15 protein-coding genes are annotated in these 16,555 nt (G+C 70.2%); 3 read left to right on the top strand and 12 right to left on the bottom strand.

Going from position 1 to position 16,555, the window contains the following annotated elements; genetic code table 11:
* Positions 1–58: 58 nt before the first annotated feature.
* From zipA to ccmA, 11 genes are all read right to left on the bottom strand, one after another.
* A complete protein-coding gene (gene zipA, locus MYL53_RS11535) occupies positions 59–1,453 on the bottom strand; it encodes a cell division protein ZipA (RefSeq protein ID WP_247854103.1) in 1,395 nt (464 codons plus the stop codon).
* A 226-nt stretch (positions 1,454–1,679) separates the two neighbouring features.
* A complete protein-coding gene (gene smc / locus MYL53_RS11530) occupies positions 1,680–5,174 on the bottom strand; it encodes a chromosome segregation protein SMC (protein ID WP_247854102.1) in 3,495 nt (1,164 codons plus the stop codon).
* A gap of 3 nt (positions 5,175–5,177) precedes the next feature.
* Entirely contained in the window at positions 5,178–6,407 is a 1,230-nt protein-coding gene (gene ccmI / locus MYL53_RS11525) for a c-type cytochrome biogenesis protein CcmI (RefSeq protein WP_247854101.1), read from the bottom strand.
* Positions 6,404–6,871, bottom strand: a complete 468-nt coding sequence (locus MYL53_RS11520; RefSeq protein ID WP_247854100.1) for a cytochrome c-type biogenesis protein — start codon at positions 6,869–6,871, stop codon at positions 6,404–6,406. The genes ccmI and MYL53_RS11520 overlap by 4 nt, the downstream gene beginning before the upstream one ends.
* Positions 6,859–7,389 (bottom strand): DsbE family thiol:disulfide interchange protein, encoded by a 531-nt coding sequence (locus MYL53_RS11515; protein WP_247854099.1) that lies wholly within the window; start codon positions 7,387–7,389, stop codon positions 6,859–6,861. The genes MYL53_RS11520 and MYL53_RS11515 overlap by 13 nt, the downstream gene beginning before the upstream one ends.
* A complete protein-coding gene (locus MYL53_RS11510; RefSeq protein ID WP_282103514.1) occupies positions 7,386–9,377 on the bottom strand; it encodes a heme lyase CcmF/NrfE family subunit in 1,992 nt (663 codons plus the stop codon). The genes MYL53_RS11515 and MYL53_RS11510 overlap by 4 nt, the downstream gene beginning before the upstream one ends.
* A gap of 12 nt (positions 9,378–9,389) precedes the next feature.
* Positions 9,390–9,878, bottom strand: a complete 489-nt coding sequence (gene ccmE, locus MYL53_RS11505; RefSeq protein ID WP_247854098.1) for a cytochrome c maturation protein CcmE — start codon at positions 9,876–9,878, stop codon at positions 9,390–9,392.
* The gene (gene ccmD, locus MYL53_RS11500; protein ID WP_247854097.1) at positions 9,875–10,093 is read right to left on the bottom strand and encodes a heme exporter protein CcmD; all 219 of its coding nucleotides are present in this window, start codon (positions 10,091–10,093) and stop codon (positions 9,875–9,877) included. The genes ccmE and ccmD overlap by 4 nt, the downstream gene beginning before the upstream one ends.
* Entirely contained in the window at positions 10,093–10,833 is a 741-nt protein-coding gene (locus tag MYL53_RS11495) for a heme ABC transporter permease (protein WP_247854096.1), read from the bottom strand. Before MYL53_RS11495 ends, ccmD begins: the two co-directional genes overlap by 1 nt.
* Positions 10,834–10,848: 15 nt before the next feature.
* Positions 10,849–11,580, bottom strand: a complete 732-nt coding sequence (gene ccmB, locus MYL53_RS11490) for a heme exporter protein CcmB (protein WP_247854095.1) — start codon at positions 11,578–11,580, stop codon at positions 10,849–10,851.
* Positions 11,567–12,211 carry a cytochrome c biogenesis heme-transporting ATPase CcmA gene (gene ccmA, locus MYL53_RS11485; RefSeq protein WP_247854094.1) on the bottom strand — a complete coding sequence of 215 codons (645 nt, stop codon included), beginning with the start codon at positions 12,209–12,211 and terminating at the stop codon, positions 11,567–11,569. The genes ccmB and ccmA overlap by 14 nt, the downstream gene beginning before the upstream one ends.
* Positions 12,212–12,413: 202 nt before the next feature.
* Between ccmA and lexA the strand changes: the two genes are divergently transcribed.
* Together lexA and MYL53_RS11475 are read left to right on the top strand one after the other, a co-directional pair.
* On the top strand, positions 12,414–12,881 hold the full coding sequence (lexA, locus tag MYL53_RS11480; protein WP_247854093.1) for a transcriptional repressor LexA: 468 nt from the start codon (positions 12,414–12,416) through the stop codon (positions 12,879–12,881).
* Positions 12,881–13,507 (top strand): IMPACT family protein, encoded by a 627-nt coding sequence (locus tag MYL53_RS11475; protein ID WP_247854092.1) that lies wholly within the window; start codon positions 12,881–12,883, stop codon positions 13,505–13,507. Before lexA ends, MYL53_RS11475 begins: the two co-directional genes overlap by 1 nt.
* On the opposite strand, the gene olsF is transcribed toward MYL53_RS11475, so the two are convergent.
* Positions 13,448–15,250, bottom strand: coding sequence for a bifunctional ornithine lipid synthase OlsF (olsF, locus tag MYL53_RS11470; RefSeq protein WP_247854091.1), 1,803 nt, complete (start codon positions 15,248–15,250; stop codon positions 13,448–13,450). The genes MYL53_RS11475 and olsF overlap by 60 nt on opposite strands.
* A 193-nt stretch (positions 15,251–15,443) precedes the next feature.
* Here olsF and MYL53_RS11465 point away from each other — a divergent pair, with 193 nt between their 5' ends.
* Positions 15,444–16,439, top strand: coding sequence for a tRNA dihydrouridine synthase (locus MYL53_RS11465; protein WP_247854090.1), 996 nt, complete (start codon positions 15,444–15,446; stop codon positions 16,437–16,439).
* Positions 16,440–16,555: the final 116 nt, after the last annotated feature.

Below are 16,555 nucleotides of genomic sequence, written 5' to 3'. Positions count from 1 at the left end.
ACGCCCCCCGGCGGGATAGCGTCGGGGGGCGTCTGAGTGCCGTGTGGCAGGCGAGCGTCTAGTTGACCTGACGATGCAGGCGATGACGCCGCTCGAACTCCTGCACCCGCTGGCGGGCAAATTCGACGGTCTGGGCGGTCATCACGCTCATGTTCTCGTCCTTCAGCTCGCCGCCGAGGTGGCGGACGATGACCATGGCGGTCTCGACCATCGCCTCGAAGGCCGCCGAGGTGTCGGTGGCGCTCGGCAGCGGCATCAGCAGGGTGACACCCGGCGTGGAGAACTCGTCCATGGCCTCGAGCGGGAAAGTCCCCGGCTTGACCACGTTGACCATCGAGAACTGCAGCGCGCTGCCGGGCTCCTCGGTCTCGAAGCGATGGAAGATGTTCATGTCTCGGCCATAGCGCAGGCCGCAGGCCATCATCAGCTCGAGCAGGGTACTGCCGGCGAAACCGGCCTCGTCACGAGCCATCACGCTGATCACGATCAGCTCCTCGGCGTCGCCGAGGGCATCGCGGGCATGAGCGTCCTGAACGTCGTGACGCAGCGCCTTCTCGAGCACCGGATGCGCACGCACCACGTCATCGCGGGGGGCCTCCTCGGCGCCGGCTTCGGCCATCGATGCCTCGCGACGCGGCGCGAACAGCGGATCGTCGTCCTCGGCCGCGGTGGCCTGGCGACGTTCGGCCTCCAGCGCCTCGGCCTCGCGCTGGCGGCGGGCCGCTTCCTCGGCCTCCTGCTGCTGGCGGGCGGCCTGTTCGCGGCGCGCCTGCTCGGCCTTTTCGGCTTTCTCGGCCTTCTCCTGCTCGCGACGCGCCTTCTTCTGGTCACGGCGCTCGGCGATGCCCTTCTGCAGCGAGGCGCCGAAGCGCTGCACGGAGGAGCCCACCTTCTTCGAGCCGCTCTTCAGCGAATCGCCCATGCCTTCCAAGTCGACCAGACGATAGTCTTCCTCATCGTAATAGCCGTCGTGGTCGGCCGGGTCTGCGACCAGCGGCTCGGCGGCCGCTTCCTGCCGGTCAGCGTCGCCGAGGGAAGGCTCGCGGCGCTCTGGCTCGGCGCTCGCTGCCGGCTCGGGCCGGCGCGCAGAAGCAGACACCGCTTCCGTCGGGTCGGGCGGCGACGCCTCGCCCTGCTGGCGGCGGAATTCCGACAGCACGCGGGACGGGCCGGGATGGTCCTGGCGTTCAAGCTTGGGTTTGGGCTTCACGCCCTGCTCCTCCGCCGGCCTGACGACGCGCGCCCCTCCGTTGGGCAGCTCCCAGTTGAGTTCCGCCTCGCGAGCCACCTCGTCGGGGTCCCGTTCGTTGCCCCCCTCGAGGTCCGAGGCGTCGTGTCCGGCCTGGTCGAGGCGCGGCACGCGGCGCTGGCGCTGCAGGCGACGCACGCCGTCGATGACGATCAGCGTCACCAGTGCCAGTCCCAGTATGATCAGCCACTCTCTAAGTTCCATGGGTCGTCATGCCTTTTTGCTAAGGCGCCATGCCTGATGGTTTCCGTGAACAGCATAGCGCGATTGCCCGAAAAAGGACCAATAATTTTGATTGTCAAGCTCGCCTTTTTGTGGCCGAACTTGCATCGGTCCTGCGCAATCGCCCTCCAAGAATCCCTTCGTCACCATGCGATGCTATCTCGCTTTTGTTCCTTGTTAACCCGTTTGCCCACGGCGTTCAAGTCCATCACGCCTCGGCCAGGGCTGCCGCTTCCTCGACACCCACCGCCACCAGGCGCGACACCCCGGGCTCTTGCATGGTCACCCCCATCAATCGCTCGGAGGCTTCCATGGCGATCTTGTTGTGGGTGATGTAGATGAACTGCACCGAGTCCGACATCTCCTTCACCAGCTTGGCGTAGCGTCCGACATTGGCATCATCGAGAGGAGCATCCACCTCGTCGAGCATGCAAAAGGGTGCCGGATTGAGCTGGAAGATCGCGAACACCATGGACAACGCGGTCAGCGCCTTTTCTCCCCCGGAGAGCAGATGAATGGTGCTGTTCTTCTTGCCGGGAGGACGCGCCATGATCGCCACACCGGTCTCCAGCAAATCGTCGCCGGTCAGCGTCAACCATGCGGTCCCACCGCCGAAGACCTTGGGGAAAAGCGTCTGCAGACCGACGTTGACTCGCTCGAAGGTATCGCGGAAGCGGGTCCGGGTTTCCTGGTCGATGCGACGGATCGCCCGGTCGAGGGTCTCCAGCGCCTCGCTGAGCTCGCGGTGCTGGGCCTCCAGATAGTCGCGCCGCTCGGCCTGCTGGTCGTACTCCTCGATGGCCGCCAGGTTGATGGCGCCCAGCCGGCGAATGCGCTCGCCGACCTCCTCGAGGCGGGTCTGCCAGGCCGACTCGGTGGCGTTGGGATCGAGCTCCTCGGTCAGGGCATCGGCATCATGGCCCAGTTCCTTGAGCTGCTCGTCCTGGGTCTCTGCCTTGAGCGCCAGCGCCTGGACCTGCATGCGCGCTTCCTGCAGCCGCTCGCGGATGCCCTCGAGCTGGCGCTCGTGGCCCTGGCGACTCTGCTCGTCCTCGCGCAGCCGCTCCACCAGCTCGGCGGCCCGTGAGCGCGCCGCGTTGAGCTCGCGCTCCTCGCGCTCGCGGCGGTGCAGCAGCTCCTCGAGGCGCTCGCGGCGCTCCTCGTCCGGCTCGTGCAGCCCCTCGCGGGCCTCCTCGAGTTCGGCGCAGCGCAGCTCGAGACGCTGCCGGGCCTCGCCGGCACGCCCCTGCTGCTCGGCCAGGCCGGCACGCTCTGTGGTCAGCCGCTGATGCTCCAGCGCCAGCCGCTGGGACTGCTCGGCCAGCGGCTGGCGCTGACTGCGCAGCTGGGTCAGGCGCTCCCGGGCCTGCTGACGCGCCCGCTCCAGGCGCTCGCGGGTCTCGGCACCGCGTTCGAGGCGCTCCATGGCCGCCTGCCAGTGCTCGCGGGTCTCCTCGATCGCCAGCCGAGTCTCCTCGGCCGACTCGGCCAGCCCCTCGATCTCCTCGGCAAGCTCGCCGGCCCGTCCCTGCAGGTGCTCGAGCCGGCTGGCCAGGCCACTGTCCTGCACCGCCAGCTGCTGGCGCTGCTGCTCGAGATCGCGCTCCTCGAGGCGCACCGCCTCGAGGCTCTCCTCGGCCTTCTCGACGCGCTCGCCGGCCTCGGCCAGGCGTGTTTCCTGGGCCTCGAGGCGCTCCTCCACGGCGGCGAGCTCCTCGCGCACCTCGGCCTCGCGACGGCGGCTGACCAGCAGCGCGTCCGGGCCTTCGTCATGGCCGCGGTGACGCGCCCAGCCGTCGCCGACCCACAGCCCGCAGGCGGTGATCAGGCTCTCGCCGGGGGCCAGGGTGGCACGCTCGGCCCAGGCCTGCTCGCGGCTGTCCACGCAGCGCACCCCGGCGAGCCACTGGGCCGCGGCGCCGGCGCCCGACACCTTGGCGGCCAGGCTGCCGGTTGGGGCCTCGCGCTCGGCGTCCTCGAGCAGCCCCAGCTCCGGGGCCAACTCGAGGGGCAGCACGCCGTCGCCCTCGGACAGCGAGGCCAGACGAGCGCGCAGCCAGGGCGCCAGCACCCAGGACACGACGTCCTCCCAGCCGCCCTCGACCTCGAGGCGCTCGCCGAGGCGCGGCGCCTCGGCCAGTCCCCGGGCCGCCAGGTGCGCATCGAGGGTCTCGTCATGATCGGCCAGTGCGGCCTGGATCAGCGCCTCGAGCGAGGCCAGCTCGCCCTGCAGGGTGCTGCGACGCTGGCGATCGGTCTCGCGGGCGGCCTCGGCCTCGCGCACCGACTCACGGGCGGTGTCGCGATCGGCCTGCCACTGCTCGCGCCGTTCCTCGCGTTCGGCCAGACGCTCCTCGAGCTCGGCCAGGCGCTCGGCGACCTCGGCGCGCTGAGCCTCGAGGCCGGCGATGTCGGGCAGCTCCTCGCGCTGCTGGCGGCGCTTGCGGGCGTCGCCCTCGAGACGCTCCAGGGTCGCCTCCTGCTCGCGCAGGCGGTCCTGGGCGCGCTCGGCCTCGCGGCTGTCGACCTGCCAGGTCTCGCCGAAGGCTTCCCAGTCGGCGTCGGCCTGCTCGGCCAGCGGCTCGGCCTCCTCGAGGGCGGCCTCCAGCTCGGCCAGGCGCTCGGCGACCTCTTCCTGCTCGGGGCCCAGGGTCTCGAGGCGCTCGTCGAGGCGCATCAGGCGCTCGCCGTCGTCCTCGCCGAGGCGGTCGAGGTCGGCGAGCTCGCGGCGGGCGGCCTCCAGGTCCTGGGCCAGCTGCTGGTCCCGGGAGCGGGTGTGCTCCAGGTCCTGCTCCAGCCGGGCGATGGCGGTGGTGGTCTCATGGAAGCGGTTCTGGTAGCCCTCGAGCTCGGAGGCCAGGCGGTCGTGCTCGGCGCGGGCCTCCTCGAGGCGCGTCTCGCACTGCCTGAGGCCCAGCACCTCGCGCTCCACCGAGGTCTCGAGCTCGCGCACGCGGCTCTCCTCCTCGCCCTGGCTGGCACGCAGGGCGCGGCCACGCAGCAGCGCCAGCTCGCCCTTGAGCCGGTACTCCTCCTGCTTGAGGGTCTGGTAGCGGCGCGCCGCGTCGGCCTGGCGCTTGAGGCGCTCGAGCTGCTTGTCGAGCTCCTCGCGGATGTCCTCCAGACGCTCCAGGTTCTCCTGGGTGCGGCGCATGCGGTTCTCGGTCTCGCGGCGGCGCTCCTTGTACTTGGAGATGCCGGCGGCTTCCTCGAGGGTGGCGCGCAGCTCCTCGGGGCGCGACTCGATCAGCCGCGAGATCATGCCCTGGCCGATGATGGCGTAGGAGCGCGGCCCCAGGCCGGTGCCGAGGAACAGGTCGGAGATGTCCCGGCGGCGGCACTTCTGGCCGTTGAAGAAGTAGGTGGACTGCGCCTCGCGGGTGACCTGGCGCTTGACCGAGATCTCCGCGTACTGGGCGTAGGGACCGCCCATGGTGCCGTCGCGGTTGTCGAACAGCAGCTCGATGGAGGCCTGGCCCACCGGCTTGCGGCCGGTGGAGCCGTTGAAGATGACGTCGGTCATCGACTCGCCGCGCAGGGTCTTGGCGGAGGATTCCCCCATGACCCAGCGCACGGCGTCGATGATGTTGGACTTGCCACAGCCGTTGGGACCGACGATGGCGGTCATGTTGCCGTCGAAGGGCACGGTGATGGGGTCGACGAACGACTTGAAGCCCACCAGGCGTATCGACTTCAGTCGCATGCGTTATTCCACGATGGTGTCGATGATCAGTTCTACCGGGTCGCCGTCGCTCGCGCCGACCGCTACCGCGGCGTGGCGCCCGACCAGGTCACCGGGCTGCGGGTCGGCCTGTCCGCTGGCCGAGACCCGTGCCACCAGACGTGCCTCGTCGACCTGGGACAGCCGGGCGATGGGCGCCATGGCGTCGCCGTCGTCGAGGGTCAGGACGGTCGGCAGCGCGCCCAGCGTGGTGCGCGCCACCGCCAGCGGCGGCAGTTCGCCGGCGGTGTCACGGGCCACCACGAACACCGCGGTGCCCGGGGCCAGACGATCGACCAGCTCGGGCGCCAGGCTCACACGCACGCGGATGCTCGCGCCCTCGGCGGCGTTCGGCTTCTGCTCCAGGCGGCGCTGGGCGGTGCGGATGCCCTGGCGCAGCGCCTCGGCAGACTCGGCGTCGTTCATGCCGGCGATGGCCCGGCGCCAGCGGTCGATGGCGGTCTCGTAATCGGCGTTCTCGAAGGCCTCGATGCCGAGCAGGCCGAGCACCGTCGGCTGGGCCGGATCGGCGGCCAGGGCCTCGTCGACCAGCGCCTGCACGCCCGGCGTCAGCTCACGGCCGGCGGCAAAATACCGCAACTGGGCCAGTTCGGCCAGCAGCCAGGGACGACGCCCCTCGAGCGCGAGCAGCCGGGTCAGGGCGTGGTCGGCCTTGTCGACACGCCCGCTGTCGCGATACAGCGGGTACAGCGAGCGCCAGACGTTGGGATTGTCGGGCTGACGCGCGGCCTCGGTTTCCAGGCGCTGGAGCAGCTGCGGCAGCGACGCCTCGGGATCGGCCATGGCCTGCTGCTGGAGACGATACAGCGCCAGGTCGCCCTCGGCGCCCTCCCAGCGGTACCAGCCGGCGCTGGCCACCACCAGGACGACCATTGCCAGCGGCACCAGCCAGCGCCCGGCGCGGGCCGGCTTGAGCGGCGAGCGTGACGCCGCCGCGGTGTCGTCGAGCAGGCTGCGCTCGAGCTCGAGGCGATCCTCGTCGAAGCGCGCGTCGTCGATCTCGCCGCGCTCGCGGGCCGCCGCCAGGGAGGCCAGCCGACGCCGATAGACGGCGACGTTCTGCCGATTGGTACGGTCGCTGGCCTCGTCGTCGGACAGCGCTCGGGCCACGGCGCCGGCGCGGCGCAGCGGCAGCACCAGCAGCCACAGCGCCGGCACCAGCAGCAGGGCGAAGGCGATCCACAGTGCCGTCATCGATCGTCCTCCCGCTCGAGCAGGGCATTCAGCCGGGCTCGCTCGTCGTCGTTCAACGCCCTGGCCGAGGCCCGCCGGCGCGCCCGCACCAGCAGCGCCACCAGCAGCCCGCCGCCGAGCACCAGCGCCACCGGCAGCCCCCACAGCAGCAGGGTGCGGCCCTCGAGGCGCGGGTTATAGAGCACGTAGTCGCCGAAGCGACGCACCATGAAGTCGACGATCTCCTTGTCGGAACGTCCCGCCTGCAGCTGCTCAAAGACGCGCTCGCGCATGTCGCCGGCGATCGGCGAGTCGGAATCACCGATCGCCTGGTTCTGGCACTTGGGGCAGCGCAGGGTCGACGTCAGCGACGCGAAGCGATCGCGCATCACCGGGTCGTCGAAGTCGCGCACCTCGATGGCGGCCTGCGCCAACGCCGGCCCCAGCAGGGCCAGCAACAGCAGCACGCGGATCAGTCCTGCCATTTCGTCACCTCCGGCAGGATCACCTGCTCGACATCCCGAGGAGAGATATAGCCGGTGTGGTGATAGCGGATCACGCCCTCGGCGTCGACCAGAAAGCTCTCCGGCGCGCCGTAGACGCCGAGATCGAAGCCCAGGCTGCCCTCGGGGTCGAACAGGCTGACCTCGAAGGGGTTGCCGAACTCGGCCAGGAACTCGCGGCCCTTCTCGCGGGTGTCCTTGTAGTCGACGCCCACCAGGCGCACGCCGCGGTCGGCGAGCTCGAGCAGCTGGGGCATCTCCTGCTTGCAGGTCGGGCACCACTCGCCCCAGACGTTGACCAGGGTGACCTGCCCCTGCATCAGCGAGTCGTCGAGGGTGCGGCCGGGGTCGCCCAGGGTGGTCAGCGAGAACGCCGGAAAGGGCCGCTCGACCAGCGCCGAGTCACGCTCGGCGGGATTGATCGACAGCCCACGGTAGAGGAACACCGTCAGCACCAGGAAGCCGGCCAGCGGCAGCAGCAGCAACAGACGACGCTTCATGCGTTCACCTCCCGGACGTGGCGTTCGGGATCGGGCGCGGTAGCGGCACGCCGGTAGCGGCGGTCGATCACCGCCAGCACGCCGCCCAGCGCCATCAGCAGCGCGCCCAGCCACAGCCAGCGCACGAAGGGCTTGACCTGGATGCGCAGCGCCCAGCTGCCGTCACCCAGGTCCTCGCCCATGGCCACGTAGAGGTCGCGGAACAGCCCAGGACGCAGCGCCACATCGGTCATCGGCATGCCACGCGCGAGGTAGACGCGCTTCTCCGGGGTCATGGCGAAGCTGCGCTCGCTGTCGCCGCGCCGCACCTCGAGGCGCGCGGCGTCGGCGACGTAGTTGGGCCCGCGGCGATGGCCGAGGTCGGTCATGGCGAAGGTGTAGCCGGCCACTTCGACGCTGTCGCCCACCGCCATGCGCACGTTGCGCTCCACGGCATAGTTCGACACCACGGTGACGCCGACGATGGTCACCGCCAGGCCCAGATGGCCCAGCACCATGCCCCAGTGGGCCAGCGACAGCCGCCGCAGGCCGGCCAGGCGTCCTTCACTGTGGCGGCTCTTGTCCCACAGGTCGCGTACCAGCGGCAGCACCACCCACAGCGCCGCCACCAGCCCCAGCGTGACCTTGAGGTTCCACTCGCCGCCGTAGACCAGCGGCGCCAGCAGCCCGATGACCAGCGCCGCGGCGCCGGCGAGCCACACCCGGCGGGCCAGCTCGCGGGCCCGGGTGCGCTTCCAGTTCGACAGCGGGCCCAGCCCCATGAACAGGCACAGGATCACCGTCAGCGGCACGAACAGGGTGTTGAAATAGGGCGGGCCGACGCTGATCTTGCCCAGGTTCAGGGCGTCGAGCAGCAGCGGATAGACGGTGCCGAGCAGCACGGTGACCGTCATGATCACCAGCAGGATGTTGTTGACCAGCAGCAGCGCGTCGCGGGACAGCCAGGTGAAGCCGGCGCGCTGGCTGACCCGCGGCGCGCGCAGGGCGAACAGCAGCAGCGAGGCACCCACGGTGATGCCCAGCAGCACCAGGATGAACAGCCCGCGGGAGGGGTCGTTGGCGAAGGCGTGCACCGAGGTCAGCACCCCGGAGCGCACCAGGAAGGTGCCCATCAGCGACAGCGAAAAGGTGGAGATCGCCAGCAGCACCGTCCAGCTCTTGAAGGCACCGCGCTTCTCGGTCACCGCCAGCGAGTGGATCAGCGCGGTGCCGGCCAGCCACGGCAGCAGCGAGGCGTTCTCCACCGGGTCCCAGAACCACCAGCCGCCCCAGCCCAGCTCGTAGTAGGCCCACCAGCTGCCCAGCGCGATGCCTACCGAGAGAAACGCCCAGGCGACGTTGGTCCAGGACCGCGCCCAGCGGGTCCAGGCGGCGTCCAGGCGGCCGCCGAGCAGCGCGGCGATGGCGAAGGCGAACACCACCGAGAACCCCACGTAACCCATGTAGAGCATCGGCGGGTGAATGATCAGGCCGACGTCCTGCAGCAGCGGATTCAGGTCGACGCCGTCGGCGGGCGGATTGGGCAGCAGCCGAGCGAAGGGGTTGGAGGTGATCAGCACGAAGGTCAAAAACCCGGTGGACACCAGCCCCATCACGCCCAGCACCCGGGCCAGCATGTCGCGGGGCAGCTCGCGGGAGAAGCGGCTGACGGCGAAGGTCCAGGCGCCGAGGATCAGGCTCCACAGCAGCACCGAGCCCTCATGGTTGCCCCACACCGCGCTGGCCTTGTAGTACCAGGGCAGCAGCGAGTTGGAATTCTCGGCCACGGTGGCCACGCTGAAGTCGTCGAGCAGGAAGCTGGCGGTCAGGCAGGCGTAGGCAACGATCAGGAACAGGAACTGCCCGGCGGCCATGGGCCGGGCATAGGCCATCCACAGCGGCCGCCGGGTGGCCGCGCCGGCCAGCGGCACCGTGGCCTGCAGCGCGGCCATCAGCAGCGCGATGATCAGCGCGAAGTGGCCGATTTCGGGGATCATCGGGGTCAGCATGGCATCTCCAGATCAGTCCTCGGCCGCGGGCCGTTCACCCACCTCGGCGGCCTTGTCCTGGTAGTCCTCCGGCGAGTAGCCGGCGTCTTTCAGGGCCTGGGCGACCTCGGGAGGCATGTAGTTCTCGTCGTGCTTGGCCAGTACCTTGTCGGCACGAAGCCAGCCCTCGGGCTGCAACTCGCCCATTACCACCACGCCCTGCCCCTCGCGGAACAGGTCGGGCAGGATGCCGCGGTAGCGCACTTCCAGGTCCTCGACGTAGTCGGTGACCGTGAAGGTGGCGGCCAGGCTGTCAGGATCACGGGCCACGCTGCCCTTCTTGACCATGCCCCCGGCGCGGATCTGTCGCTCCAGCGGGGCCTTGCCCTCGGCGATCTGCACCGGGCTGAAGAACAGGTTGATATTGCTGCGCAGGGCATAGAGCGTCAGCCCCACGGCCATGGCGGCCAGCGTGACCAATCCCAGGATCGCGTAGAGTTTCTGCTTGCGTTTGGCTCTCATCGGGGCGCCCTCTCATCGTGGGAAGCATCGGCCACCTCGGCCTGACGCCGTTCGCGACGGACGCGGCGCGCGAGGTCGCGCATCACCCGCCGGCGCTCGGCCCGGGCATGCCAGCCCACGCCCAGCAGCAGCGCGACGGTGGCGCCGTAGGCGCTCCAGACATAGGGGGCGTGCCCCCCCATGGCGAGGAACTCGGACAGCGACTCGAAGGCCATCAGTGCCCCTCCTCGATCAGCTCGCGCACCCAGCGCTTGGACGACTCCCGGCGCAGGATCTCGCTGCGGGTGCGCGTCAGGGTCACGGCGATGAAGAAGGCATAGAAGCCGAGCACCATGAGCAGCAGCGGCAGCCACATCGAGGCCGGCATGGCCGGCTTCTCGGTAATCGAGAAGCTGGCCGTCTGATGGAGGGTGTACCACCAGTCCACCGAGAACTTGATGATCGGGATGTTGATCACGCCGACCATGGCCAGCACCGAGGCCGCCCGGGCCCCGCCGTCGCGGCTGGCGAAGGCGCCGCGCAGAGCGATCACGCCGATATAGAGGAACAGCAGGATCAGCATCGAGGTCAGCCGCGCGTCCCACTGCCACCAGGTGCCCCAGGTGGGCACACCCCAGACGGCGCCGGAGAACAGCGCCACGAAGGTCATGCCGGCCCCCAGCGGCGCCATCATCGCCGCCGCCATGTCGGCCAGCTTGATCTTCCAGACCATGAACACCAGACCCGCCACCGCCATGGTGACGAAGATCGACTGGGCGAGGAAGGCCGCCGGCACGTGAACGTAGATGATGCGAAAGCTGTTGCCCTGCTGATAGTCGGCCGGCGCGAAGGCCAGCCCCCAGACACCGCCGACCAGGATCAGCGCCACCGCCGCCAGCCATAACGGCGGCAGCCACCGCTCGGTGATGGCGTAGAAGCTCCTGGGAGAGCCGAGCTTGTGAAGGAAGGCCCACATGATGCCGTCGAAACCTCAACCGTTGAGACTGATGCGCAGCGCCGCCGCGATCGCGAAGGGCGAAAAGATCAGCGCCGCCGCCAGCAGGGCGCCGAGAATGGCCAGATGGGCGGCCACGTTGCCGCCCTGGATCGCCGCCTGCACGGCACCGGCGCCGAAGACCAGCACCGGAATGTAGAGCGGCAGCACCAGCAGCGAGAGCAGCACCCCGCCCCGGGCCACGCCGACGGTAAGCGCGGCACCGATGGCCCCGATCAGGCTCAGGCTGGCGCTGCCCAGCGCTAGCGACAGCGCCAGCACGCCGTAGCTGCCTGCCGGCAGCGACAGCATCACGCCCAGCAGCGGCGCCATCAGCGCCAGCGGCAGCCCGGTCAGCAGCCAGTGCGCCGCCACCTTGGCCAGGGCCAGCACCGACAGGGGCTGGGGCGAGAGCAGCAGCTGCTCCAGGCTACCGTCCTCGGCATCGTCGCGGAACACGCCGTCCAGCGACAGCAGCGCCGCCAGCAGCGCCGCCACCCACAGCAGGCCCGGGGCAATGGTCGCCAGCAGCGAGGCCGCCGGTGAGATGCCGATCGGAAACAGCGTGATCACCAGGGCGAAGAACGCCAGCGGGTTCAGCACCTCGCCAGGGCGGCGCAGCCGCAGCATCAGATCGCGATGCAGGGTCGCCCGCCAGGCGATCGCGAGTCCGACCGATGCTTCACCGGCTTCGGGCAGCGGGGCCGTCCGCGACTCAGCCTTCGACATCGCCGCCCCCCTCGCCCAGCGCCAGGCGGCGCAGGCGCGTCGAGGCTCGCAGCTCGTGATGCGTGGTGACCAGCACGCCACCGCCGCGCTCGGTGTGCGCCTCGAGGCGCGCCTCGAGGGCGATCACACCGTCCCGGTCGATGGCGGTGAAGGGCTCGTCGAGCACCCACAGCGGACGCGGCGTCAGCTCCAGCCGGGCCAGCGCCACGCGGCGCTGCTGCCCCGCGGACAGCTGGGCGGCGGGCAGATCCTCGAAGCCGGCCAGCCCGAACCGCTCTAGCGCCGCCAGGCGCGTCGGCTCGTCGCCACGTTCGCCGGCCAACGCCTGGTACCAGGCGAGGTTCTCCAGCGGCGTCAGTGCCGTCTTCACGCCCGGGGCATGGCCCAGATACAGCAGATTGGCGAGGAAGTCGCGTCGCGCCCGGCGCAGCGGCGCGCCGTTCCACAGCACCTCGCCCTCGTGGTCCATCAGCTGGCCGGAGAGGATCTTGAGCAGGGTGGTCTTGCCGCTGCCGTTGGGCCCTTCGACGCGCAGGATCTCACCGGCGCGGATCTCCAGATCGAGATCGCGAAACAGCCAGCGGTCGTCTCGCTCACAGGCCAGCCGTCGGGCTTGCAGACGCAGGCTCAAGGCACTCTCCAGGCACGGGGAACATGGCCAGAAACTCTACACGGAAAGGGTTTTCATAGCCAGCCAGGCCCGGCCCGCGGCACGGCATGCCAAGTGGCATCGATCATGCGTGGAAACGTCGCCCTTGCCAGATGCCGACCGCCTGCTATGCTGGCCAAGTACTGTATGTATCAACAGTCACCGCCGACGGGAGATGCCGCGCATGTCACTCGCCCCTCAGTACCTGCTCCGCCAGCCCAATCTGCCCATCGCCGAGTCCTGGGCGCCGCTCGATGACCGCGACCTGGTCGAGGTGCCGCTGCTGGGCAGCGTCGCCGCCGGTGTGCCCATCGACGCCTGCATCGATGCCGGCAGCGTCGAGGTGCCGAGGCGCATGGTCAAGCGCAACACCTATGCGCTGCGCGTGCGCGGCGACTCGATGATCGATTGCAACATCTTCGACGGGGATGTGATCATCATCGAACGTCGCGAGAGCGCCGAGAACGGCGAGACCGCGGTGGTGATGATCAATGACCAGGAGGTCACCCTGAAGAAGCTCTACATCGAGAAGTCCGGCGTGCGCCTGCAGCCGGCCAACGAAGCCATGCCACCTATCTACCTGAAGAACAGCGACATTCAGGTACTGGGGCTGGTGATGGGCGTGGTGCGACAGACGGACCTGGCCGCCTGATGCGCTACCCCGTTCCCGACCTGCCCGCCGGCGAATGGCGCGAGACCGAACTCGAGGTCGAGAAGAGCCGCTTCATCGCCTGGGTCTGTCATGCCCCGGACGCCGCCGCCTTCGAGGCGCTGCTCGCCGCCGCTCGGCGCACGCACCCCAACGCCAGCCACCACTGCAGCGCCTTCATCGCCGGCCCGCCCGGCGAGCAGAACGCCATCGGCTTCTCCGACGACGGCGAGCCCGGCGGCACCGCCGGGCGGCCGATGTACCAGGTGCTGGAAGGCGCCGGTATCGGCCAGGCCGGCTGCGTGGTAACCCGCTACTTCGGCGGCACCAAGCTCGGCACCGGCGGCCTGGCCCGCGCCTATGGCCAGGCGGTAAGCGAGGCGCTGGAGACCCTGCCGACCCGCGAGGTCACCGAGCGCGACCCGCTGCGCCTGAAGGTCGACTTCGCCGGCGAGGCCCAGGCCCGGGCCTGGTGCGCCGAGCGCGACGTGCCGGTGGACGCCGCCGACTATGCCGCCGACGGGGTGGTGCTGACGCTGGGCTGGCCCCGGGACACCGAGCGCGACCTCTCAGCGCTCACCTCCCGCCTCAAGGGACGCCTCGCGATCCTCGACCCCGACACCGCCTGACGCCGCCCGCTCGGCGGCCTCCACCCCTTTCGTCACGCCGATATAGCGCGCCCGCTTCTCCGGCCTTAGGCGCGCCAGGTCCACCGCTACCAGGCCGTCGGTGCAGTAGCCGAAGGCGGTGTCCACGCCGAAGGCCAGAAAACGCGTGCCGCCGGGTTCGGTGACCTCCGTGTACTGCTTGTAGAGGGCCGGCACGCTGGCCCCCAGCGCCTGCAGCCCGTGGCGCAGATGCTGGAAGTCCTCCCTGGCATCGTCACCGCGAAACAGCCGTGCCGCCTCCTGTTCCCCGGCCGGCGAGAGCCGCCAGGGCGCCCGCGGCCGTATCCGGCTGTCGTCGTCCCCGTGGTAGTGGCGGTAATAGCTCACCAGCAGCTCCTTGGCCAGGGCCGGCAGATGGTTGGGCAGGGTCACCGGCCCGAACAGCCAGCGCACCTCGGGATGGCACCGCAGGTAGGCGCCGAGACCGACCCATAGATAGTCCAGGCTGCGACGCCCCCAGTAGCGCGGCTGAACGAAACTGCGCCCCAGCTCCAGCCCATGACGCCACTGTGACCAGGGCGCCTGCTCCAGGTGGAAGATGGTCGCGCTGTAGAGCCCCTCGATGCCGTGACGCTCGAGGATTCGCCCCACCTCGCCGAGCCGGTAGGCGCCGGCAATCTCCAGGTCGCGGTCGTCCCACAGCACCAGGTGGCGGTAATAGGCATCGAACTCGTCCAGGTCGCGCTTGCGGCCGGTGCCCTCGCCCACCCGGCGGAAGGCGACCTCACGCAGGCGTCCGATCTCGCGCATCACCGCCGAGTCAGGATGGCTGTCGACCAGCAGGATGCGCTTGCCGTCGGCCGTCTCGCCCAGCGACTCGGCCTCGCGCAGCTCCTCGCGCAACGCCTGCCGGGGCTCGGGGCGGGCGATGCCGGTCTCGCCGACGAACACGCCGCGCTTGCCTCGCCCCAGCCGGTAGACGTGCTTGCGCAGCAGCTTGAGCTTGACCGGCGTGGTCAGGTCATCGCGATCGAACTGCGCCAGCGGGATCGGCCCACCGACCCTCAGCGCGATATGGCGCCCGCGCTGGCGAAACATCTCGTCGGGCAGCAGCAGGGGTCCGGCCTCGCTGCGCAGTGAGGTCAGCGCATAGAAATGTGCACTGTTGCGGCCACGCACGTGAACCGGCAGCAGCGGCGCATTGGTGCGCCGGGCGGCGTGCAGGAAGCCCGACTGCCACTTGCCGTCGCGCACGCCGCGCAGCCCGGCGCGGGAGACCTCGCCGGCGGGAAAGACGATCACCGCCCGCTCCGCCTCCAGCGCCTCGGTCATCTGGGCGAGGCTGCGACGCAGCCCGCGCCGCGAGAGGTTGTCCACCGGCACGATCGCCTCCGACAGCGGCGCCAGCTGCAGCAGCAGGTCGTTGGCCAGGACGCTGACGTCGGGGCGCACCTCGGCCACCATGCGCAGCAACGCCAGGCCGTCCAGGGCGCCGAGCGGATGATTGGCGACCACCACCACCCGCCCGACCTCGGGAATCTGCTCGCGATCCTTCGATGACAGCGTGTAGCCGACATCGAGATGCTCGAACACACGGTCGATGAACTCGCACCAGCCGAGCTCACCGTGCCGGGCCAGGAAATCGTTGATCTCGCGCTCGTGCACCAGGCGCCGCAGCCCCGCCACCAGCGGCCCGAACAGCCAGGGCGGCCGGGCCGCCAGCTTCGGAGCCTTGTCGCGCAGGGCCCGCTCGATATCGATCATGCCGTCCCCTCCTCGCCGAACGCCGTCGCGGCGCCGTTACGCTCAGGCTAGGGTCGGCAGGTGACAGGAAGATGGCGCGTCGTCGGCAGCTTCGACGCCTCCGGCGACACGGGCATGTTGCAGCGGCGCGTGGAGCGTATAAGCTGCCACCCTCCCGCATGATCGCAATGGCAACAGGGTAGGCGCTGACGAGATGGAGTTACTGCACCCCGGCCGTATCGGCCTGGCCCCCATGGAGGGCGTGATCGATGACGTCACCCGCGACCTGCTGACGCGCATGCCGGGCTTCGACTGGACGGTCACCGAATTCGTGCGCGTGGTCGACACCCGACTGCCGCCGAGGGTCTTCCACCGCCACTGCCCTGAGCTGACCGCATCGCTGCCGCTCACGCCGGCCGGCGTGCCGGTACACCTGCAGCTGCTGGGTTCGGACCCGGCGGCGCTGGCCGCCAACGCCCGCCAGGCGCTGACACTCGGCGCCAGCAGCCTGGACCTGAACTTCGGCTGCCCGGCCAAGCTGGTCAATCGCCACGACGGCGGCGCCTCGCTGCTGCGCGACCCGCGGCGGGTGCATGCCGCCGTGGCCGCCGTCCACGACGCCGTGGGCGACGCCATTCCGGTGACCGCCAAGATCCGTCTGGGCTTCGACGACCGCCGCCTGGCGCTGGCCTGCGGCCGGGCCGCGGAAGATGCCGGCGCCCGCCAGCTGGCGGTGCATGCACGCACCCGTCGCGAGGGCTACCGGCCGCCGGCCCACTGGGAGTGGATCGGCCGCATCCGCGCCCGGCTGTCGATTCCGGTGATCGCCAACGGCGACATCTGGACGCTGGAGGACTACTGGAAGGCCCGCACGCTGTCCGGCTGCCCCGACGTGATGCTCGGCCGCGGCGCCCTGGCAGACCCCGGCCTGGCGCCCCGCATCCGCCACTGGCAGGCCACCGGCGAACGCCTGCCGGCCACGACATGGCCCGAGCGGGCGCGGGTGCTGAGCGACTATGCGGCCGCCAAGCGCTGCGTGCTGCCGGGCAAGATCGTAGTCTCGCTGCTCAAGCAGTGGCTGAATCACATGCGCAGCCGTGATGAGGAAGCGGCGCGTCGCTTTCAGGCTCTGCGCCGGGTCACCGAGCTGGACGATTTCCTCGCTGGCCTTGCAGCCACAAGCGCCCTGCCCGCCGCCACGAGTGCCTGACCCCGACCAGGAGCGAACCGTCCATCGAACGCGAACATAAAAAAAGGCGCACGTCGCAATGCGACGGCGCCTGAACGATCACGGACACCGACCCCTCTATGGGCACGGCGATCCGG

The organism is Halomonas getboli (assembly GCF_023094245.1).
GTDB lineage: Bacteria > Pseudomonadota > Gammaproteobacteria > Pseudomonadales > Halomonadaceae > Halomonas > Halomonas getboli.
Note: the sequence above shows the minus strand (reverse complement) of the source record. Positions and strands in the feature narration are given on the sequence as shown.